Annotated in this window: 20 protein-coding genes; 12 read left to right on the top strand and 8 right to left on the bottom strand. The window is 74.6% G+C overall.

The features are described from left to right. The first annotated feature begins 166 nt into the window (after positions 1-166). Entirely contained in the window at positions 167-910 is a 744-nt protein-coding gene (locus tag ACIPK4_RS13430) for an SDR family NAD(P)-dependent oxidoreductase (RefSeq protein WP_402312095.1), read from the top strand. Positions 911-940: 30 nt separating this feature from the next. Here ACIPK4_RS13430 and ACIPK4_RS13425 read toward each other — a convergent pair whose 3' ends face one another. Beyond that, entirely contained in the window at positions 941-1,729 is a 789-nt protein-coding gene (locus ACIPK4_RS13425) for a peptidoglycan-binding protein (protein WP_402312092.1), read from the bottom strand. Between the two features lie 605 nt (positions 1,730-2,334). Between ACIPK4_RS13425 and ACIPK4_RS13420 the strand changes: the two genes are divergently transcribed. Beyond that, the gene (locus tag ACIPK4_RS13420; RefSeq protein WP_402312090.1) at positions 2,335-2,640 is read left to right on the top strand and encodes a hypothetical protein; all 306 of its coding nucleotides are present in this window, start codon (positions 2,335-2,337) and stop codon (positions 2,638-2,640) included. A gap of 62 nt (positions 2,641-2,702) precedes the next feature. Then, the gene (locus ACIPK4_RS13415; RefSeq protein WP_402312088.1) at positions 2,703-3,548 is read left to right on the top strand and encodes a MerR family transcriptional regulator; all 846 of its coding nucleotides are present in this window, start codon (positions 2,703-2,705) and stop codon (positions 3,546-3,548) included. Positions 3,549-3,558: 10 nt separating this feature from the next. On the opposite strand, the gene ACIPK4_RS13410 is transcribed toward ACIPK4_RS13415, so the two are convergent. Together ACIPK4_RS13410 and ACIPK4_RS13405 are read right to left on the bottom strand one after the other, a co-directional pair. Beyond that, positions 3,559-3,972: a DUF664 domain-containing protein gene (locus tag ACIPK4_RS13410; RefSeq protein WP_402312086.1), complete on the bottom strand. Its 414-nt coding sequence runs from the start codon at positions 3,970-3,972 to the stop codon at positions 3,559-3,561. 4 nt (positions 3,973-3,976) lie between these two features. Further along, a complete protein-coding gene (locus ACIPK4_RS13405; RefSeq protein ID WP_402312084.1) occupies positions 3,977-4,291 on the bottom strand; it encodes a hypothetical protein in 315 nt (104 codons plus the stop codon). A gap of 94 nt (positions 4,292-4,385) precedes the next feature. Between ACIPK4_RS13405 and ACIPK4_RS13400 the strand changes: the two genes are divergently transcribed. From ACIPK4_RS13400 to ACIPK4_RS13390, 3 genes are all read left to right on the top strand, one after another. After that, positions 4,386-4,835 carry a hypothetical protein gene (locus tag ACIPK4_RS13400; RefSeq protein ID WP_402312081.1) on the top strand — a complete coding sequence of 150 codons (450 nt, stop codon included), beginning with the start codon at positions 4,386-4,388 and terminating at the stop codon, positions 4,833-4,835. Positions 4,836-4,905: 70 nt separating this feature from the next. Next, positions 4,906-5,760 carry a GNAT family N-acetyltransferase gene (locus tag ACIPK4_RS13395; protein WP_402312078.1) on the top strand — a complete coding sequence of 285 codons (855 nt, stop codon included), beginning with the start codon at positions 4,906-4,908 and terminating at the stop codon, positions 5,758-5,760. 94 nt (positions 5,761-5,854) lie between these two features. Continuing rightward, complete coding sequence (locus tag ACIPK4_RS13390; protein ID WP_402312075.1) at positions 5,855-7,222, top strand: AMP-binding protein; 1,368 nt, start codon at positions 5,855-5,857, stop codon at positions 7,220-7,222. A 12-nt stretch (positions 7,223-7,234) separates the two neighbouring features. Here the strand turns inward: ACIPK4_RS13390 and ACIPK4_RS13385 are convergent, their stop codons facing one another. Further along, positions 7,235-8,215: a helix-turn-helix transcriptional regulator gene (locus tag ACIPK4_RS13385; RefSeq protein WP_402312072.1), complete on the bottom strand. Its 981-nt coding sequence runs from the start codon at positions 8,213-8,215 to the stop codon at positions 7,235-7,237. Between the two features lie 106 nt (positions 8,216-8,321). On the opposite strand from ACIPK4_RS13385, the gene ACIPK4_RS13380 reads away from it, so the two are divergent. Then, positions 8,322-8,744, top strand: coding sequence for a DUF3224 domain-containing protein (locus tag ACIPK4_RS13380; protein ID WP_402312070.1), 423 nt, complete (start codon positions 8,322-8,324; stop codon positions 8,742-8,744). A 71-nt stretch (positions 8,745-8,815) separates the two neighbouring features. Here the strand turns inward: ACIPK4_RS13380 and ACIPK4_RS13375 are convergent, their stop codons facing one another. Further along, on the bottom strand, positions 8,816-11,548 hold the full coding sequence (locus ACIPK4_RS13375) for a DNRLRE domain-containing protein (protein ID WP_402312067.1): 2,733 nt from the start codon (positions 11,546-11,548) through the stop codon (positions 8,816-8,818). A 167-nt stretch (positions 11,549-11,715) separates the two neighbouring features. Between ACIPK4_RS13375 and ACIPK4_RS13370 the strand changes: the two genes are divergently transcribed. Further along, complete coding sequence (locus tag ACIPK4_RS13370; RefSeq protein WP_402312064.1) at positions 11,716-12,399, top strand: HAD family hydrolase; 684 nt, start codon at positions 11,716-11,718, stop codon at positions 12,397-12,399. Between the two features lie 89 nt (positions 12,400-12,488). On the opposite strand, the gene ACIPK4_RS13365 is transcribed toward ACIPK4_RS13370, so the two are convergent. After that, positions 12,489-14,411 carry a glycoside hydrolase family 5 protein gene (locus ACIPK4_RS13365; RefSeq protein WP_402312062.1) on the bottom strand — a complete coding sequence of 641 codons (1,923 nt, stop codon included), beginning with the start codon at positions 14,409-14,411 and terminating at the stop codon, positions 12,489-12,491. A gap of 221 nt (positions 14,412-14,632) precedes the next feature. Between ACIPK4_RS13365 and ACIPK4_RS13360 the strand changes: the two genes are divergently transcribed. From ACIPK4_RS13360 to ACIPK4_RS13350, 3 genes are all read left to right on the top strand, one after another. Further along, positions 14,633-14,935: a hypothetical protein gene (locus ACIPK4_RS13360; RefSeq protein ID WP_366102914.1), complete on the top strand. Its 303-nt coding sequence runs from the start codon at positions 14,633-14,635 to the stop codon at positions 14,933-14,935. A gap of 172 nt (positions 14,936-15,107) precedes the next feature. Next, positions 15,108-15,569: a cyclic nucleotide-binding domain-containing protein gene (locus ACIPK4_RS13355; protein WP_376195755.1), complete on the top strand. Its 462-nt coding sequence runs from the start codon at positions 15,108-15,110 to the stop codon at positions 15,567-15,569. A 237-nt stretch (positions 15,570-15,806) separates the two neighbouring features. Beyond that, entirely contained in the window at positions 15,807-16,250 is a 444-nt protein-coding gene (locus ACIPK4_RS13350) for an SSI family serine proteinase inhibitor (protein ID WP_402312057.1), read from the top strand. Between the two features lie 86 nt (positions 16,251-16,336). Here the strand turns inward: ACIPK4_RS13350 and ACIPK4_RS13345 are convergent, their stop codons facing one another. After that, positions 16,337-17,212 carry a GNAT family N-acetyltransferase gene (locus ACIPK4_RS13345; protein ID WP_402312056.1) on the bottom strand — a complete coding sequence of 292 codons (876 nt, stop codon included), beginning with the start codon at positions 17,210-17,212 and terminating at the stop codon, positions 16,337-16,339. A gap of 32 nt (positions 17,213-17,244) precedes the next feature. Further along, positions 17,245-17,670: a hypothetical protein gene (locus ACIPK4_RS13340; RefSeq protein ID WP_402312054.1), complete on the bottom strand. Its 426-nt coding sequence runs from the start codon at positions 17,668-17,670 to the stop codon at positions 17,245-17,247. A gap of 176 nt (positions 17,671-17,846) precedes the next feature. Here ACIPK4_RS13340 and ACIPK4_RS13335 point away from each other — a divergent pair, with 176 nt between their 5' ends. Beyond that, the gene (locus tag ACIPK4_RS13335) at positions 17,847-18,584 is read left to right on the top strand and encodes an SIR2 family NAD-dependent protein deacylase (RefSeq protein WP_402312051.1); all 738 of its coding nucleotides are present in this window, start codon (positions 17,847-17,849) and stop codon (positions 18,582-18,584) included. Positions 18,585-18,594 lie beyond the last annotated feature (10 nt).

The following is an 18,594-nucleotide window of genomic DNA, read 5'->3' as shown; positions in this document are numbered from 1 at the left end:
GGTGCCGTGTGTGACGGTGTGGTGTGTGGTGGTGTCGGATACGACGGCGTCCACTCTGCGGGCCGCTATTTTTGCTGGTCCAGCGGAAATCACGGTGTTAGCCTGACCCGCTCTTCCCTTCCCCTTCCCCTTCCCCTTCCCCTTGCCGCCGCCCCCGGAGGTTCCCGTGCCGCGCCGTCCCGTCACCGTCGTCACCGGGGGCAGCCGGGGCATCGGCGCCGCGACCTGTGTGCGGCTGGCCGCCGAGGGCCATGACATCGTGCTCGGCTACCTCCGGGACGACGCGGCGGCCGCGTCCGTCGCCGAACGCGTACGGGCGGCCGGCGCGCGCTGTCTGACCGTACGGGGCGACACCTCCCAGGAGTACGGCGTGGAGCGGCTCTTCGACCTCGCCGGGGCCGAGTTCGGCGCCGTGACCGCCCTGGTGAACAACGCCGGGGTGACCGGCCCGCTCGGCCGGCTCGCCGACGCCTCGACCGAGGACCTGCGGCGTGTGGTCGAGGTCAACCTGCTGGGGTACCTGCTGTCCTGCCGCCGCGCGGCCCGGGACATGGCGCAGGCGGGCGGCGGGGCCATCGTGAACGTCTCCTCGACGGCCGCCACGCTCGGCAGCCCGGGCGAGTACGTCCACTATGCGGCGACCAAGGCCGCCGTCGACGCCCTGACGGTGGGGCTGGCCAAGGAACTCGGCCCGGACGGCGTCCGGGTCAACGGGGTCGCGCCCGGCATCATCGAGACGGACATGCACGCCGCGATGGGCGACCCGGACCGGCCGGCCCGGGCGGCCGCCGGCATTCCGCTCGGGCGGGCCGGACAGCCCGAGGAGATCGCCGGGGCCGTCGCGTGGCTGCTGTCCCCGGACGCCTCGTACACGACGGGCGCCGTCCTGCGGGTCTCGGGCGGCCGCTGAGCGGTGGTGGCCGACGGCATCAGCCGCCGGTCAGCCGCCGAACGCCGCCTGCGTGGCCGGGCCGTACACCCCCGGCTGGTCGCCCTTGATGTCCCGGTCTCGCTGGAGCTGCGCGACCCCGCGCTTGGTCTGGCTGTCGTAGACGCCGGTGACCGAGACGTACGTGAACCCCTGCCCGTGGAGCCGCTGCTGGAGGGTGCTCACCTCGGGCCCGCGGTCGCCCATCCGCAGCGTCCCGGACGACGCCGACGACGGCTGTCCGGCCGGGGTCCCCGGCGGCGGCGTCGGCTTCGGGCCCGACGCCGTGGACGGCCCCGACGGCGACGCCGGTGCGGTCGGCGGGGGCGTCGAGCGCACGGAGGCCCGTACGGACCCTGCGGGCGAGGGCTCGTCGGTGTCGCCCCCGGCGCCGGGGCGTGCCGGGAGCATCGGAACGGACAGGTCCGGCCGGACCACGGCGCGGCCGGGCTGCGGCTCGGGGCCGGTCAGCAGCCACACCAGTGAACCGGCACCGCCGAGGGCGAGCAGCGCGAGGACCGCCAGCGGAAGCCGGCTGCCACGCTCGCGCCCGGCGGCGCGGGCTCCGTGCGCAGCGCCCGTTGCGGTGGCGGCGGTTGCGGCGGCCGGCTCCGCGCCGGGGGTGCGCTCGGAGTCGCCGCGCCGGCCCTCGGGCGTGCGGAGCGAGACGGGGACGGGCCCGGTGTGCGGCCAGGCGGGCGTCGCCGTCGACCGGGCCGGTGTCCCGGAGGGGGCGACGTACGGGCGTACGAGCAGGCGGTCGTCGGGGACGGCGGCGCTCTCATCGGAGTGGTGGGACACGTTGTCTCCCGGTGGGGGTGGGGACCGGCGCGGCGGTGCGGTGTCGGCCCCCACCCGGCCGGTCAGGCCCTGCGCCGCCGCGCGACCAGGACCGTGCCCGTCCCGGCACCGGGTACGGGGACGCCTGCGGTGGTCACGGGGTCAAGCGAAGAGCGGACCGATATGAACATGGGGATGTCTCCGAGGTGCAGCTCATGCGGTGGTTCTCGAGTGCTTGATCGGGCGCACTCTTTCCTGCCGGGATGGCCCGGGTCAAACCGGGTGTCCGAACTGCCCGATCCATCCGGTCCCGTGGTCGGCCGTGGTAGCCGTCGGCATCCGGACCGTGACGGTGAGGGTGACCGTGACCGCCGCGAGGAGCATCAGGGCGCCCCGTGAGCGGGGGCCGCCGGAGCCCCGATCCGGTCGACGGCGGGGCCGCCCGCCAACGCGCCCGCCGCGATGGCCGGACGTGAAGACGCCTGCCGGCGCGGGCCCGGCCCGGGGTCCGCGCCGCCGCAACCCGGGCCGGCGCCGGCGGCACCCCGGGCCCGGTTCCGCGGCCTCGTCACCCGGACGCGTGAGCGCGGGACCCGAGCCGCCCTGCGCTACGGCATGGTGGTCGGGTGCGGTTCCGCCGGGCCCTGCCCCTGTCCCTCGTCGCGCTGCTCGCGAGCGCCGGCTGCGTCTCCACGGGCCCGGAGACGGCTCCGGCCCCGGACACGGAGCCCGCGCGCGGCAGCTCGGCGCCCGCCGTGCCCGGCACGAAACCGCCGGTGGCCCCGCGTCGTGCGCGCCAGGCCAAGCCCGCGCCGCCGCGCACCCCGCGGCAGCTGGCCCCGCCGAGCGCTCCGGACGATCCGTGCGCGGCCGCCGAGGGATCCGTACCGCCGTCCATCGTGGACCTGTGCATCCGGCAGTATGGCCACTGACCAGCGGGTATCGCTCAGAACTTGACCCTCACACCGTGTCAGGGCCTGCACTGGGAGGCGTCATGTACACCATCGGAGACTTCGCCAAGCACGGCCGGGTATCGGTCCGCATGCTGCGTCACTACGACGCCATCGGACTGCTGCGCCCGGCGCGTGTCGACCCCGTCAGCGGCTACCGCCACTACGAGGCCGGGCAGCTCGCCCGCCTCAACCGTGTGATCGCACTCAAAGAGCTCGGCTTCAGTCTGGACGAGGTGGGGTCCATCCTCGACGAGCGGCTGGGCGCGGAGGAGTTGCGCGGCATGCTGCGGCTGCGCCGAGCCGAACTGGAGTCGGCGATGGCCGCCGCGGCGGCCCGGCTGACGCAGGTCGAGGCGAGGCTCCGGACCATCGAGAGCGAGGGATCCATGTCCGCAGTGGACGTCGTCGTGAAAAGCCTTCCGCCCGTCCGGCTCGTCGAACTGACCGGGGTCGCGGGGAGTTACGAGCCGCAGGACATCGGGCCGGTCATCGGCCCGCTCTACGACGAGCTGTGCCGTCGGGTCGAGGCCGCCGGGGTGGTCCCGACCGGCCCGGGGATCGCGTACTACGAGGACGCGTCGGGGGCGGGGGCCGGGGCCGGGGCCGTCCTCGTGCACGCCGGACTGCCCGTGGGTGCCTCGGTGCGTGCCGAGGACCTCGGAGGCGCGGTCCGGGTGGTCGAGCTGCCCGCGGTGGAGCGGGCCGCGACCGTGGTGCACCGGGGTTCGATGGACGGCGTCCTGCCGACCGCCCAGGCGCTCGCGCGGTGGATCGACGGGAACGGCCACCGCTCGGCGGGGTACGCGCGCGAGCTGACCCTGGCCTGCCCGGAGGACCGGGACCAGTGGGTCACGGAGCTCCAGGAACCGCTCGCGCCCGCCGGCTAGGACCGGTCCGTCACCGGCTCACGCGTCCGTCGGCGCACTCGGGCGGCAGGTCGGCGTGTCCGCAGTGCCGTGCGTACGCATCGATCCGGTGCGCATTGAGCTCCCGGATCGCGACCCGTTCCCGGCCGGCCCGTTCGCCGAGGTCCACGTGCCCGGCGACGGCGGCGTCGGTCGCGGCCCGCTCGCGTTCCATGTCGGCGTACGCGGCGTCGACCACGGCCGGGTCGGCGACGGCTCCGGCGATGTCGCGTCCTTCGCGCCGGTACAGCCCCAGCGGGTCGCCGTCGGTGATCCGGGGGCGCCGGTCGCGTTCCGCCTCGGCGGGGTGGCGGCGCAGGCCGCGCAGGCCGAGCGGGCCGAGCGGGCCGAGCGGGCCGAGCGGGCCGAGCGGGCCGAGCGGGCCGAGCGGGCCGAGCGGCGACATCGTCTCAGGACGCGGGGCGGCGGCGGGCGCGGACCGAGGCACAGCGCAGGGCCGTCTGCCGGCGCGCGGTGCGCAGCCGGCGCATCGTGGCGTGGCCGCGCCGGCGCCATTCGGCGCGGGGCAGGCCGGCCCGCTGACCGCCGCCGGTGATGAGGGCGTTGACGGGGGCGTGCGGGTCGGCGGCTATCCCCTTGGCCACCAGGACCCCGACCACGAGCGGGACCAGGGCCACGGCCAGGGCGGAGCCGGCGGTGGTCACGTGCTGCATGCGGCGCGGGCGGTGCCCAGCGGTGCGGGCGGCGGTGGCTTCGGAGGTCATGCCCCCATTCGATCAGCGGCGGACGGGCGGGGAATCGGGGCGGATACTCAGGTCGTTGGGTGTGGGGTACTCAGACCGAGGGAGGGTGGTGGGCGTGACGGGACCGGGGCAGGGCTTCGAACCCGCGACCGGCGACGGACCGGAGCCGGCCGCGGGTGCGGCGCGGGAGGCCGAGGTCCGCACGGCGTACGAGGGCCTGCTGCAGATCCGCCGCATGCTGAACGGCCGGACGGGCGCGGCGGTTCCCGCGCCGTGGGAGCTGCGGCAGATGCCGCGGGCGGTGGCGATCGTACTGGAGGCGGCGGGCCTGACGTCGTCGGCGGCCGATGCGGAGGGCCGACGGACCCGGACGGGGTACCGGGTGGTGCCCCGGGAGGGCCGGGTCGAGGTGACCTGGGTCGGCCCGCCGGGCGGCGGCGCGGCCGAGGCGGAGCAGGAAGGCCTGACGGCCTGTGCGGCCGCCCTGGAGCCCCTCGGCTGGACCTGCCTCCTCTACCGCGGCCCCCGCCACCGCCGCTTCCTGGAAGTCGAACCCCCGCCCTGACCGTCGGGGCCGGGCGCCGGCCCGGGAAAATCGCTGTCCGGAACCCGCGCCCGGCAGGCACACTCGCCCGATGGGCATGCTCGACGCGATGGCGGACCTCATCGGCCGGGGGGCGACCGCCGAGTTCCGGCCGACCGACGACTCGATGACGCCGCTCGTCCGGAGCAGGCAGCGGGTGCAGGTCGCCCCGGTCGACCCGACGCTCGTCGAACCGGGCGACATCGTCCTGGCCCGGGTCTGCGGCACCGTGTACCTGCATCTGGTCTCGGCCGTGGACCCCCAGCGCCGGCGCGTGCAGATCAGCAACAACCGGGGCCGGGTCAACGGCTGGACCGGCTACGACCGCGTCTTCGGGATCTGCCTCGCCGTGGACGGCGTGCCCCGCCCGGGTGCGGCCGCCAAGGTCCGGCGGCCCGCGCCCCCCACCGTCCGTGCGGGGGAGCTCGGGACCGGGCGGCTTGAGGTGTTGCCGTTGCGGGTCGAGTACGCCGGGGAGATGGCGGGCGTGCTCGGGGATCCCGCGTTGCACGGGTTCATCGGCGGCGTTCCCCTCTCGGCGGAGGCGTTGCGGGAGCGCTATGTCCGGTTGGAGTCCGGGTCGCCCGATCCCGGGGTCGTGTGGTGCAACTGGGTGCTGCGGCAGCGGGGGGACGGGCGGCTGGTGGGGACCGTGCAGGCCACCGTCACCCCCGCGTCGGACACCGCCGAAGTCGCCTGGGTGGTCGGAACCCCCTGGCAGGGCCGGGGGTTCGCAGTCGAGGCGGCGCGGGCCGTCACCGCGTGGCTGGCGGCACTGCCTGTGGGCCGGCTGGTCGCGCACGTCCACCTGGACCACCACGCCTCGGCGGCCGTCGCCGCGGCCTGCGGTTTCACCCCGACCCCGCACCGCGAGGACGGCGAGGTCCGCTGGGAGTACCTGCCCTGAGGACTGTCCCGTTGGACGATCCGCCGAGGCAGGACGGCGCCCATGGTTCGGACGGTACATTGCGTGCCGGACACCCGGGGATTTGGATCAATCCATGCGAAAAGGACCCCTGCTCGACGGCTGCACGCCCTGGCCCGAGGCGTTCGTCGACCGCTACTGGGCCGCCGGGCACTGGCGCGGCACCACGCTCGACAGCATGCTGCGCGACCTGGCCGTCGAGTACGGGCCGCGGACCGCGCTCGTCCACGGGTCCACCCGCCTCACGTACGCGGCCCTGAACAGGCGCGTGGACCGCATGGCCGCCGGGTTCGGGCTGCTCGCCCTGCGGCCCGGGCAGCGGGTCGTCGTCCAGCTGCCCAACGTGCCCGAGTTCGTCGTCGCCGTGTTCGCGCTGATGCGCGTCGGCGCGGTCCCCGTGCTCTGCCCGCTCCCGCTCCGCGCGCCCGAGGTGGCCCACCTCGTGCGGGTCACCGAGGCCCGCGGTTACGTCGGCCCCTCCACCCACGACGGGTTCGACCACACCGCGATGGCCGCCGGGATCGCGGCCGGCGGTCCCTTCCTGCGGCGGGTGTTCACCCTGGAGGCCCCGGACACCTCGTCCCCGTACGGCGGGTTCACCACGGACCCGGCCGGCTGCCACTACTTCCCGCTGGGCTCCATCGACGCGCCGCCCGCGCCGGCGCGCGTGCAGAACGCCGGCGAGGTGGCGTTCCTCCTGCTCTCCCGCGCAGACTCCACCGCGCCCCCGCGGCTCGTCCCGCGCACCCACAACGACTACGCCTACCAGGCGCGGGCCGCCGCCGAACTGGTGTCGCTGACCGAGGACGACGTGTACCTCGCCGCGCTGCCCGCCGAGTCCGGCCTGGCCCTCGGCTGCCCCGGCATCGTCGGCACCCTCTCCGTCGGCGGTACGGTCGTCCTGGCCGACGGCCCGGAGCCCGAAACGTGCCTGCCGCTCATCGAACGGGAACGCGTCACCCTCACGTCGGTGGAGCCCGCCACCGCCCGGCAGTGGCTCGACGCGCTTCCCGCCGTCCGGGCCGACCTGGGCAGTCTGCGGCTCCTGCAGGTCGGCGGCGCTCCCCTGCCGCGCGCGACCGCAGAACGCATCGGCCCCGAACTGGGCTGTCGGCTGCAGCAGGTGTCCGGCAGGGCCGAAGGGCTCGTCACGCTCACCCGGCCCACCGATCCGGACGAGACGGTCCTCACCACACAGGGCCGCCCGCTCTCGCCGGACGACGAGGTCCGCCTGGCCGGCGCCGACGGCGAGGCCGTGCCCGGCGGGGAGCCCGGCGAACTCCTCGCCCGCGGTCCGTACACGGTGCGCGGCTACTACCGGGCACCGGACGAGGACGCCCGCTCCTTCACCCCCGACGGCTGGTTCCGTACGGGCGCCCTCGCGCGGCTCACCCCGGACGGTGACCTGGTGGCGGTCGACCCCCGTGATCGGTCCGGCCCCTGACGGCCCGCTTTTTCAGCCGTACCGCTCGGCCAGCACGGCGACGGTGTCCGCGAGGGCCCGGCGCAGCTCGGGCGGCCCCAGGACCTCGACCTCGCTGCCGAGCCGGAGCAGGTCCCCGACCGCGACGGCCTCGGATTCGACGTCGAGGTCGACGCGGGTCCAGCCCTCCGGGTCTCCGGGGGCGGCCGGGACGGCGCCGGCGAGGGCGCGTACGCCGGCCGCACCGAACTGCATCGGCAGCAGCCGGCGGCCGCGCGGGGACAGCAGGAGCCGGGCGGTCTGCTGCCGGCACGCCTCCTCCATCCGGCGCGCGGACTGCGTCCAGTACGCGGCGAGGTCGAAGCCTTCGGGGCGTTCGAAGTCCTCTTCGGTGGTGTCCACGGCCAGGAATCGCGAGACCCGGTAGCTGCGTACGCGCTCGTCGGCCGCCCGGGCCACCAGGTACCAGATGCCGCCCTTCAGGACGAGGCCGAGCGGGTGCAGTGGGCGCCCGGCCCGCTCCTCGCCGTTCCAGCGGCGGTAGTGGGTGCGCAGTACGCGCTGGTCCCAGACCGCCTGGGCGATCCGCGCGAGGTGCGGCACGGGGTCGGCGTCGCGGAACCAGGCGGGGGCGTCCAGGTGGAAACGGTCCTGGAGCCGGCGGGCCCGTTCGGCGAGGGGGGCGGGCAGCGCCGCCTGGAGCTTGAGCTGGGCGGCGGCCAGATCGGCGCCGAGGCCCAGCTCCTGCGCGGGGCCGGGCGCACCGGCGAGGAAGAGCGAGCCCGCCTGGGTGTCGGTGAGGCCGGTGAGCCGCGTGCGGTAGCCGTCCATGAGCCGGTAGCCGCCGGCGGGGCCGCGATCGGCGTGGACCGGGACTCCGGAGGCGCCGAGGGCTTCGATGTCCCGGTAGACCGTGCGGACCGACACCTCCAGTTCCGCGGCCAGTTCGGGTGCGGTCATCCGGCCGCGGCTCTGGAGCAGCAGGAGCAGGGACAGGATCCGGTCGGCGCGCATGCGGACATTGTCCGGGGTACCTGACAGGAGGTGTCAGGTACCCCGGGGAGGCTGTTCCCGTGCCGGGGGGACCGAGCCCGCCGGCCGTGAACCAGGAGGTCCCGCCATGTCCGCCCGTACCACCGGCCCCACCGTTACCACCGGTCGTTTCACCTTCGCCGACTGGGAGGAGCAGCCGGTCGGCCCGGCCGACGCCACGCCGCGGCTGGCCCGCTCGACGGTCGTCAACGCGTTCGCGGGCGGGATCGAGGCGGGGGCGACCAGCGCCGCGTACACGTTCACGTACACCGGGGAGGGCGTCGGGGCCTTCACCGGTCTGGAGCTGCTGTCGGGCTCCGTGGACGGCCGCAAGGGCGCCTTCGTCCTGGAGCAGCGCGGCAGTTTCGACGGCTCCGGCACCCGGTGCACCTTCGAGGTGGTCCCCGGCTCGGCGACGGGCGAGCTGGCCGGACTGTCGGGCTCCGGCTCGTTCACGTACCGCGCGGGCGACACGTCCGTCGCGTACGAGTTCGGCTACACGATCGCTTGACGGGGCCGTACGGGAGGGGGCGCGGGCCATTCGGGCCCGCGCCCCCTGTCGTCTGCGTCCCTCGGCCCGCTCTACGGGGCGCCGAAGGTCAGCGTCAGCTGCGGCGTGCCCTCGTTCGCCGGGGCTTCGGAGGACCACAGCCACAGGGCGTCCGTACCGGGGCTGGTCAGCGCGAGGCTGTAACCGGTGCCGAGCGCGCCCGCGAGGGCGGCCGTGTTCAGCCCGGTGGTGTGCACCGCCGAGCCGTCCGGGACGCCGGCGAAGCTGCCGAGGGCCGGGGTTCCGGTGGCGGGGCGGTTGCCGTAGGTGGTCCCGGACTCGGTCCAGGTGCCGGTGACCGGGACCACCGAGACCGTGTCCGCCGTACCGGCTCCGCTCATCGTGCTGGTCTTCACGCTGAGGGCGGCCGACTTCAGTACGGTGCCCGCGGGCGCGGCGGGCAGGTTGAACCGCAGGTAGCTCGTGTACAGCGAGGTGCCGCGGACGGCGAGCGAGGCCGAGGTCCCGTAGTTGCCGTCCGGGGCCCCGGCGTTGGCGTACGTGTCCTCGGCGGCCTGCACCTGCACGACGGTGTCGGCGGGGGCGGAGGCCAGGGCGTGGTGGTTCTGCACCTGCGCCGCGCTCAGGACGGTCGGGTAGACGGCGGTCTCGTCGAGTTGGCCCGCCCAGAACTCGCTGGCGGGACGGTCGGGCCAGCCGCCCAGGCTGTCGCCGCCGGCGTGCCAGTATCCGGCGTAGTTCTCGTGGGTGGTGACGGCGAGGGTGCCCTTCGGGGCGCCGTCCACGTAGAGGACCATGCCGCCCGGCCCCTGGGTGGCGACGACGTGGTGCCACTGGTCGTCGTTGTACGCGGTGGCCGTGGTGATGGTGCGGGTGGCTCCGGTGTAGACGCCGTAGACGAGCCGCCCGTCATTGGTCATGTAGATGTGCTTGTCGTACTGACTGCTGCCGCGCACCTGGTTGTTGCCGAAGCCGAAGAGCTTGCCGCCCCGGGTGGTGTTCGTCTTGAACCAGGTCTCGATCGTGTAGCTGCTGCCGATGCTCTGGCGCAGGTCACCGTAGACCCGGGTGTCGGTGCCGTTGAAGCCGATCGCCGTGCTCGCGCCGGTCACCGCTCCGGGCGCCTGGCGCAGGGCGGGGGCGTTCAGGTGCACGCCGTTCTGGTTGCCGCCGCCGGAGGAGTCGGCGACGTTCGGCAGGGCCGACTCGTCGTAGCGCCAGAACAGCTGGGCGCCGTCCGCGCGGACCTGGCTCGGGTACGCGTCGACCGAGGTCGGGACCGTCACGCTCGCGGTCGCCGACAGGGCGCTGGTGTTGCCGGCAGCGTCGGTGGCCGTCACCCGGTACGTGTACGACTGCCCCGCGGTGACGGTGGTGTCGGTCCACGAGGCCTGCGGGCGCTTGAAGAACAGCGAGTCCGCGGTGACCGTGGCGATCGGCGCGGCGGCCCCGTTGCGGTAGACGCGGTAGGTCAGGGCGCTGTCGTCCAGGTCGAGGCTGGTGCGCCAGCGCACCTGCACCTCACCGGGCCTGAAGCTCGCCGCGGTCGCGACGGGAACGGTGGGCGCGCCCGTGTCGCCGGTGGACGCGAACCGGGTCAGGCTCTGCTGGGCCGAGCCGTTGACGGTGGTGAACTCGCCGCCCACCCACAGGTACTGGACGCCGCCCTTGGAGCCGACCGCCATCACGCGCGGGCCGATGCCCTCGCCGATGCCGTCGTTGGTGTCGGGGGCCCAGCCCAGCTTGCCGACGCCGGTGGTCGGCTGCGCGAGCAGGTGGTGGCGCTGCCCGTCCGGGTACTCGCCCACGCTGGAGCAGTCGTGCGCGTGCGAGGCGCTGTACAGCACGTTCTGGTACGGGAGCACGGCCTGCGTGGCGCCGAGGCAGGTGTCGCGCCAGCGCTGGTTGAAATCGCTCAGGTTGAGCGCGATCCGGCCGTCGAAGACTCCGCCGCCGGTGCCTTCGTTGGCGGTGTAGAACCCGGTCGCGTCGGTCGCGATGTCCTTGACGACGGAGTTGGTCTCGATGAAGCCGGGGTAGGCCTTGGTGAGCGCGCCGCTGGTGGCGTCGACGACGGCGAGCGCGTGCGTGTCCGTGCCGCCCAGCGTGAAGAAGTCGCCGCCGAGGAGGACGTGGGCGCCGTCGGGGGTGACCTCGACGGCGCGGCCCGGCTCGTCGGCGTCGGCGCGGAAGGGCCGCAGCGCGCCGTCGGCCGCGTCGACGGCGGCGAACCGCTCGCGCTGCTGGCCGGCGACGGTCAGGAAGTCGCCGCCCGCGTAGACCGTGTCACCCGTGACGGCGAGGGCGCGCACGGTGGCCGCGAACGCCGGCCGGAAGGAGGTCTTGACGGTGCAGGTCGCCACGTCGACGGCGGCGAGGCTGGAGACCGCGGTGCCGTTGACGGCGCCGAAGTAGCCGCCCGCGTACAGGGTCTTCTTGTCCGGCGAGAGGGTCAGGGCGCGGACGGTCGCGGTGCCGCCGCCGACCGTGAAGGAGAGCCGGCAGGAGGTCGGGGCGCCGGTCGCGGCGTCGAGCGCGGCGAAGTTCACGGCCGACTGCTCGGCGCCGCCGGCGCCGTCGGGAGGCCGTACGGCGGAGAAGGTGCCGCCGACGAACACCGTGCCGCCCGCCTCGGCGAGGGCCCAGACGACGCCGTTGGGCTGCCACGTGGACAGCGGATCGGCGGTGAAGGCCACGGGCGGGGTGACGGCCGCCGCCTGCGGGACGAGGCCGAGGCCGACGCCCGCGCCGGTTCCGGCCAGGGACAGGGCGAGAGCGGCTGCCAGCCCTCTGGTTCTACGCATGAGCCCCCCAGTTCGGTATGACTGTGCGGTGATGGCCGAAAACAGCCGTACAGCCGTTCGCGACCCTGCGTACGGGCGCACCTTAGGCCCCTTCGCGGACGCGTTCAGCCCACTTGACGCATCAGATGCCAAATTCGCGGAGCCTGCGGCCGCATATTCTTCCCGCCATGATCACTTCCACTGAACCGATCGAACTCGTCATATTCGACTGCGACGGGGTGCTCGTCGACACCGAGCGCATCGCGGCCCGGGTGAACGTCGCCCTGGGTGCGGAGCTCGGCTGGCCGCTCACCGAGGAGGAGGTGATCCGCCTGTTCATCGGACGCTCCAGCGCCTCGAACCGGGAGCAGATCGCCGCCCGGCTCGGCGCGGAGGCCGCCCGGGAGTGGGAGGAGCGCTTCGTGCGGATGCACGCGGAGGCGGTGGACGCCGGGGTGACCCCGGTCGACGGACTGCCCGGGGCACTCGACGCGATCACCCTGCCGACCTGCGTCGCCTCCAGCGGAACGCACGAGAAGATGCGGCACACCCTGGGCCGCACCGGCCTGTACGAGCGGTTCGCGGGCCGCATCCACAGCGCGACGGAGGTGGCGCACGGCAAGCCCGCCCCGGACCTCTTCCTGTACGCGGCCTCCCGCATGGGCGTGGACCCGTCGGCCTGCGTGGTGGTCGAGGACAGCCGCCCGGGCGTCGAGGCGGCCCGCGCGGCGGGCATGCGCTCGTTCGGCTACGCGGGCGGCCTGACCCCGGCCGACCGGCTCGCCGGACCCGGCACGGTCGTGTTCACCGACATGCGCGAGCTCCCGGGTCTGCTCGCCGCGGCCGGGGCCGTGGTCGGCGGCGGCCGCTGAACCCCGCGGGCACGCCCTCCCCGGCAGGATCGGCAGCGAGCCGGACCGCCGGGGAAGGCCACCGCCGGGGAAGGCGCCCGCCGGCCCGGTCAGGCGGCCGGCAGGGGGCGGCACAGGAGCGCCGCCGGGCCCGGGCGGGAGCCCACCCGGGTGGTGAACGCGATGCCCGCCGCGAACTCGGTGGGAAGGCACTGGCCCTTGTAGTCGCCGTACGCGAACTCGCCACCGGGGGCTCCGGAGGGCCGGTTGTCGCCGCGGTCGAACCAGAGGGTGCGCCCGCCCGCGGGCAGCGCCGTCCGGGCCGGCGCGCACAGCGCCGCCGAGACCCGCTCGCCCCGCAGGCTGTATCCGATCAGGAACTGTCCGGCCGGGCACTGGAACTTCGTGTAGCCGGTGGCCCAGTCGCCGCCCGCCGGGACGTACGACTCGTCGCGGACGACGGTGTGCCCGCCCGTCGGGGCCCGCAGGTCGGAGGTGGAGCACAGGCCGCGCCCGCCCGTGTGGCCGAGTCCGGCCAGGCGGGCGCCGTCCGGACAGACCGCCTTGCGGGCCCCGCCGTCCCAGTCCCCGGCGGCGAGGGTGCGCAGCGAGGCGTTGTGGTCCCGGTGGTCGGTGTCCAGCTGGTACCAGGCCGGGGTGGCGGGGATCGGTCCGGTGCGCCCGGCGTCGCCGGCGAGGGCGGTCCACGGCTGCGTACGCCAGTCGGCCGCGTCGAGCACGCCGGAGCGGCGGCCGGAGGCGTCGTAGCGGAGCAGGGCCCAGGAGTCGCCGCCGGGGGCGCCCTGGGCGGTGGTGCTCCAGCCGACGAGCGGCCAGTACGCGAAGTCGGCGTCGGCCTTGGTCAGATAGCCGGTCAGGTTCTGGAACCAGGCGCGCGGTGCGGCGCCGTTCTCGTCGGCGCCGATGCCGAACTCGCTCACCCAGACGGGCGCGGTGAAGTGGGTGCCGGTCTCGGCGGACACGTAGAAGGCCTGGTCGTGGAGGGTCTGTTCGAGCTGCTCCCGGGTCATGTCCTGGTAGCGGAGGTCATGGGTCTCGCCGAGGCCGGTCGCGCCGCTGTGCCGGGGGCCGGTGTACCCGTAGAAGTGCGCCGAGTACACGAGCTTGCCGGACACGACGAGGGTGTGGGACAGGGTGCGCACGGGGGTGAGGGTGGGCCGGCCGTGCGGGAGGCCGTCCGCGGGGATGCCGGTCCAGTTGATGCCCTCGATCACGATCAGCAGGTTCGGGTTGGCCTCGGCGAGGATCCGGTCGCCGGCCTCCTGGGCGGCCGCCTGCCAGTCGTGGCCGTCGCCCAGGCCCCAGTTGGGGTCGTCGAACAGGTCGCGGCGGACCTCGTTGTACAGGTCGGCGCCGACCACGCGCGGGTTGTCGCGGTAGCGGCGGGCCAGGAACACCCAGTCGTCGGCCCACTGGGCGGTGGACCGGCCGCTGTTCCAGCGCTCGTTGCCGTCGAGTCCGCAGCACCAACGGGTCGTGACGGTGTGGTTGTTGAGGATGACGGCGAACCCGGCGTCGGTGAGCGCCGCGACGACGGCGTCGTAGACCTGGAGCGGGGTGCGGCCGCGCAGGGCCGGATTGGCGGCGACGGCCGCGTCCGGGACGGGGGCGGTGGTGTGCAGCATCTCGTTCGAGAAGGGCAGCCGGACGCTGTTGAGGCCGAGGGCCCGGAAGTCGGCGAGCAGCGTGGGCAGCGGCACCCGGTCCAGGCCGATCGGGATGCCGGAGGAGTTCTGGCCCGCGTGGTGCGTCGCGGGGTCGTTGCGGTCGCCACTGCCGTTCCAGGAGCCCTGGGCGCCGTCCCAGTTGCCGGACCGCAGCCGGAACCGGTTGCCCTGCGCGTCGACGATGTACCGGCCGCGCGTGGACAGCGGCGGGGTCCACGCCTCGGTCCCGGTCGCGGTCCGGCCGGTCGCGGCGGACACCGGCGCGGGCACCGGCGCGGCCACGGCCGGCGGGACCGCCACCAGCAGCACGAGGGCGCCGGACAGCGCGCGGATGAGCCTCTTCATATCGCTCCTGCCGAGGGTCGGGCCGTCCGGCTGGTCGGGCAACGGACGGATGCCGCGGACAAGTTACCGGCCGGTCGCCGACCACGGAACCCACGCCCCCGACGAGTTTCCGGCCGCCGCCCCGACCCGCGTGCGCCCACCCTGAGGAAACCGCCCCGCGCGGGGCCGTCAGCGCCTACCGTGCCCTGAGGGGGCCGGGAACGCACGGGAGGGTGGGGCGGATGGACGAAGAAGAGGACATGCGGCTGGCGAGGATGACGCCGGAGATCTCCCGCCGCACCCTCACCATGCTCCGCGGTCTCGCCGGACTGGAGCCGCCGGAGCAGGTGCCCGAGGACGCGATGATCGTCGCCGACGCGATCCTGGCCGAGCACGGCACCGACGGGCTGCGCGTCCTGGTGATGACCCTGGCGGCCTGGGCCACGGCGCAGATCGAGAACGTCGCCGAGCTGAGCCGGCGCAGCCACGAGGCGGTCCTCGACGCGATGGAGCTGGCCTGCCTGGAGGCCAACGCCGAGGACTGACGCCGAGGGCCGATCCCGTCTGCGGAGGTCGGGGAGTCGGTGCCGGTGCCCCCGGCGGCGGTGTGCGGGGCCGCCCGTGGTGTACTCCGGACACCGGGTGATGCGCCGCGCTCGGATTCGGGCGGATGTCGGCGACACTGGGGGTAGCGGGGGGCCCTGATCGGAGGCCGTCGTGAGCACACCTTCCCCCATCCGCATCGCCGCCGTGCTCTCCGCCGAACATCGCGGACGGCTCATGTCGCAGGCCCGCGAGGTCAACTTCGCCGAGGGCGCGAGGATCTTCGAGGAGGGTGCGCGCGCCGAGGCCTTCTGGATCATGCGTTCGGGCACGGTGACGCTCCAGGTCCCGCTGCCCGGCCGCCAACCCGCCCCCGTCGAGAACCTCGGCCCCGGTGAACTGGTCGGCTGGTCCTGGCTCTTTCCTCCGTACGTCTGGCAGCTGAGCGCGGAGGCGATGACCCCGGTGCGCTCCTACGAGTTCGACGCGACCGCCGTCCGCATGCTGATGGACGCCGACCCCGCCTTCGGCTCCGCCATCGGCCACTGGGTCGGGCGCGTGCTCGCGCTGCGCCTCCAGCAGACCCGCACCCGCCTGATCGACCTGTACGCGCCCCGCATCACGACCACCCGCTAGGAGGGCCGGCGCAGTCCCCGGGGCGGGGCCGGAGCCGCCCCGGGGCATGTTTCAGCGCGTGTGTTCGGCCGATTCGCCGATCCGCTCCCCCACAGGTCAGCACGGTCCGCACCGCTGCGGTCTGCATACATTCGCTCACGATCGGTGACGAGAAATGAGGGTACGAACGGGCGTTCACGGTCCGTGTCGGCAAGACTCCTGTCCGCTATCCGAAACAACCACTCAAGGGAGTTCGAAATGCGGTCCATCGCAAAGGGTCTCGGCCTCGGTTCCGCCGCCATGGCGCTCACCGCCCTCACGGCCCTGGCCTGGCCCGGAGCTGCCGACGCCGCACCGTCCGGTGCGGAGAGCCTGTACGCACCGTCCGCCCTCGTGCTGAGCGTCACGGCCGGGGAGGACGCCGCGCACGGCACGGTGCTGCGCGCGGTGACGCTCGTGTGTGCGCCGGCTCCGGGCGGGACGCACCCGTCCCCGGCCGCCGCGTGTGCCGAACTGAGGTCCCACGCCACCCAGTTGGATGCCGTCGCCGCACCCGGAGCGGGCGTCGACTGTACCCGGGAGTGGAATCCGATGACGGTGTCCGCGGTCGGTGTGTGGCAGGGCCGGCGAATGAGCTACTCCTACACCTTCGGCAACCCCTGCGGCCTGCGGCACACCAGCGGCGCGCTGTTCGGCTTCTGACCCGCGACGACGCCACCGGCCGGGCGGCGTCGTGCGACCGCCGCCCGGCATCCCGCGGGCCGTCCGCCCGTCAGCCCGTCAGCCCGTCAGCCCAGTTCGAGGCTCGCCACGCCGTACAGCTCCGCCAGCTCGACCTCCGGGGCGGGGCCCGTGTACATCCGGGCGGCCTCGAACGTGGGGACCAGCCCCAGTCCGGCCAGCAGGGCGGTGGCCGCCGGATTCGCGTCGGGCGCGTCGACGGCGACCACCCCGTCGGGGGTGTGCTCCGCGAGCCGGTGCAGCAGGGCGGCCGCGATCTCGGGGGTGGCGGCGTACAGCGGGCCGATCCGGGAGGCTCCGCTGCAGGGCCGGATCACGCCGAGGCCCTCGATCCGCCCGCCGCGGACGGCGGCGAGGGCGGTGCGGCCGGGCAGTCCGATCCAGGCGGCCAGGAAGGCGTGGCGCGTCTCGGGGAAGAACCGGCGGTCGTAGGCGGCGAGCAGCGCGAACGGCAGCGACGCGGCGTCGACCACCTCGAACCCGCCCGCGCCCGCTCCGGCGCCCGCTCCTGCGGGGCCCGTGCCGCCCGCCCGCGGCACGCCCTCGTACCGGACGTTGTTCCAGGCCGGACGGAAACCGGACTTGCGGTAGTTGTCCTGCTGGTCGACGACCCCGTCCAGGCCGACGAGCCGCCCTTCGAGCCGCTCCATGGCGGCCTGCCACAGCCGTATCCCGTAACCCTGGCCGCGGACGGACGGGTGGGCGATGTAGAAGCCGATGAAACCGAAGCCGGAGCCGTACCGCACGGCCGAGACGCAGGCCACCGGTTCGCCGTCGAGCCGGCCGACGAGGAAGCCGGCCGGATCGGCGACGGCGAACGCGAAGCGGTCGGAGTCCCCCGGGTTCCACCCCTCCTCGTCGGCCCAGGTACGGATGAGTTCCATGTCGGCGATGCTCGCGCCGGTGATCTCGAATACCGTCATGTCCGGTGTTGTACCAGACGGCGTACGGGGGGTCAGCCCGCGCAGATCACGTCATCGAGCTTGATCGGCCGGGAGTCGAGGCGCACGTACGCGGTGAACGTGTCCGTGCGGTCGTCGCCCCAGTGGGTGGTGACCGTCGCCCAGCCGACGCCGGCCGCCTGGGCGACGGTGACCGTGCCGATGGCGATGTCCTCGGGTTCGTTCTGCGCGCAGAGCAGGACGTCGGACAGCGGGGTGTGAGCCTGCTTGTCCTTGAGCTGCTGCGAGATGCGCAACTCCCGGTCGAGGTCGGAGGGGCCGTGGTGGCCGTAGAAGGAGGTGAGGAAGGCGCTGATGGCTGCGGCGCTGTGCCGGTGGTGGGCGGCGACCGGGGTGGGGTGGGCGACGGCAGGGGTCGGAGCCGGCAGCGCGAGCAGGGGCAGCAGCAGGGCACCGAGGCTGTACGGCGTGATCTTCATGCGGGATGTGTAACCGCCCGGCGTCCGCGTGGGCGGGTGTGGAGCGTGGATCTCACTCCTGTGGGGGGCGGGATTCACCGCACGAGACGCGGGGTTTCGTGCCGGACGGGCGGGCCGCGCCCCCGCCGCGGCCAATTCGCTCGCGGCTCCCGCCCGCCGGTACGTAGGGTCGGGGCATGGGGAAGCCGCTCGTCGCAGTGTTCAGTGGGGCCGGGATGTCCACCGATTCCGGGATTCCGGACTATCGGGGGCCGCAGGGGTTGTGGCGCCGCGATCCCGAGGCGGAGAAGCTCGTCACGTACGCGTACTACATGGCGGATCCGGAGGTCCGGCGCCGCTCCTGGCTGATGCGTGCCGAGATCGGCTCCCTCGGGGCGCGGCCGAATGCCGCGCATCTGGCCGTGGCGGAACTGGAGCGCGGCGGCACCCCGGTCCGGGTGATCACGCAGAACGTGGACGGACTGCACCAGCTCGCCGGGATGCCGCCGCGCAAGGTGTTCGAACTGCACGGGACCGCCCGGGCGGTGGTGTGCACGGCCTGCCACGCCCGGTCGGGAATGGACGAGGCGCTGGCCCGGGTCGCCGCGGGCGAGCCCGATCCCGCCTGTTCGGTCTGCGGCGGGATCCTCAAGTCGGCGACGGTGATGTTCGGCGAGCGGCTCGATCCGGAGGTGCTGCGGCAGGCCGTGGCCGTGGCCAAGGGCTGCGACGTGTTCATCGCGGTGGGGACGACGCTCCAGGTGCAGCCCGCCGCCTCACTGGCCGCGATGGCCGCCGAGGCGGGGGCCCGCCTGATCATCGTGAACGCCGAGGAGACCCCGTACGACTCGCTCGCCGAGGAGGTCATCCGCGAGCCGATCGGAACCGCCCTCCCGGCGCTGCTGTCCCGCATCGCCGGCCGGGGCCCGGCCTGAGACCCGTGTC

It is taken from the genome of Streptomyces sp. NPDC086989 (assembly GCF_044745505.1).
Taxonomy (GTDB): Bacteria; Actinomycetota; Actinomycetes; order Streptomycetales; family Streptomycetaceae; genus Streptomyces.
Note: the sequence above shows the minus strand (reverse complement) of the source record. Positions and strands in the feature narration are given on the sequence as shown.

Coding starts and splice junctions, on each gene's coding strand:
- ACIPK4_RS13415 (WP_402312088.1), top strand. CDS start 2,703: ATGTACACCATCGGAGACTTCGCCAAGCACGGCCGGGTATCGGTCCGC.
- ACIPK4_RS13410 (WP_402312086.1), bottom strand. CDS start 3,972: ATGTCGCCGCTCGGCCCGCTCGGCCCGCTCGGCCCGCTCGGCCCGCTC.
- ACIPK4_RS13405 (WP_402312084.1), bottom strand. CDS start 4,291: ATGACCTCCGAAGCCACCGCCGCCCGCACCGCTGGGCACCGCCCGCGC.
- ACIPK4_RS13395 (WP_402312078.1), top strand. CDS start 4,906: ATGGGCATGCTCGACGCGATGGCGGACCTCATCGGCCGGGGGGCGACC.
- ACIPK4_RS13390 (WP_402312075.1), top strand. CDS start 5,855: ATGCGAAAAGGACCCCTGCTCGACGGCTGCACGCCCTGGCCCGAGGCG.
- ACIPK4_RS13385 (WP_402312072.1), bottom strand. CDS start 8,215: ATGCGCGCCGACCGGATCCTGTCCCTGCTCCTGCTGCTCCAGAGCCGC.
- ACIPK4_RS13380 (WP_402312070.1), top strand. CDS start 8,322: ATGTCCGCCCGTACCACCGGCCCCACCGTTACCACCGGTCGTTTCACC.
- ACIPK4_RS13375 (WP_402312067.1), bottom strand. CDS start 11,548: ATGCGTAGAACCAGAGGGCTGGCAGCCGCTCTCGCCCTGTCCCTGGCC.
- ACIPK4_RS13370 (WP_402312064.1), top strand. CDS start 11,716: ATGATCACTTCCACTGAACCGATCGAACTCGTCATATTCGACTGCGAC.
- ACIPK4_RS13365 (WP_402312062.1), bottom strand. CDS start 14,411: ATGAAGAGGCTCATCCGCGCGCTGTCCGGCGCCCTCGTGCTGCTGGTG.
- ACIPK4_RS13360 (WP_366102914.1), top strand. CDS start 14,633: ATGGACGAAGAAGAGGACATGCGGCTGGCGAGGATGACGCCGGAGATC.
- ACIPK4_RS13350 (WP_402312057.1), top strand. CDS start 15,807: ATGCGGTCCATCGCAAAGGGTCTCGGCCTCGGTTCCGCCGCCATGGCG.
- ACIPK4_RS13345 (WP_402312056.1), bottom strand. CDS start 17,212: ATGACGGTATTCGAGATCACCGGCGCGAGCATCGCCGACATGGAACTC.
- ACIPK4_RS13340 (WP_402312054.1), bottom strand. CDS start 17,670: ATGAAGATCACGCCGTACAGCCTCGGTGCCCTGCTGCTGCCCCTGCTC.
- ACIPK4_RS13335 (WP_402312051.1), top strand. CDS start 17,847: ATGGGGAAGCCGCTCGTCGCAGTGTTCAGTGGGGCCGGGATGTCCACC.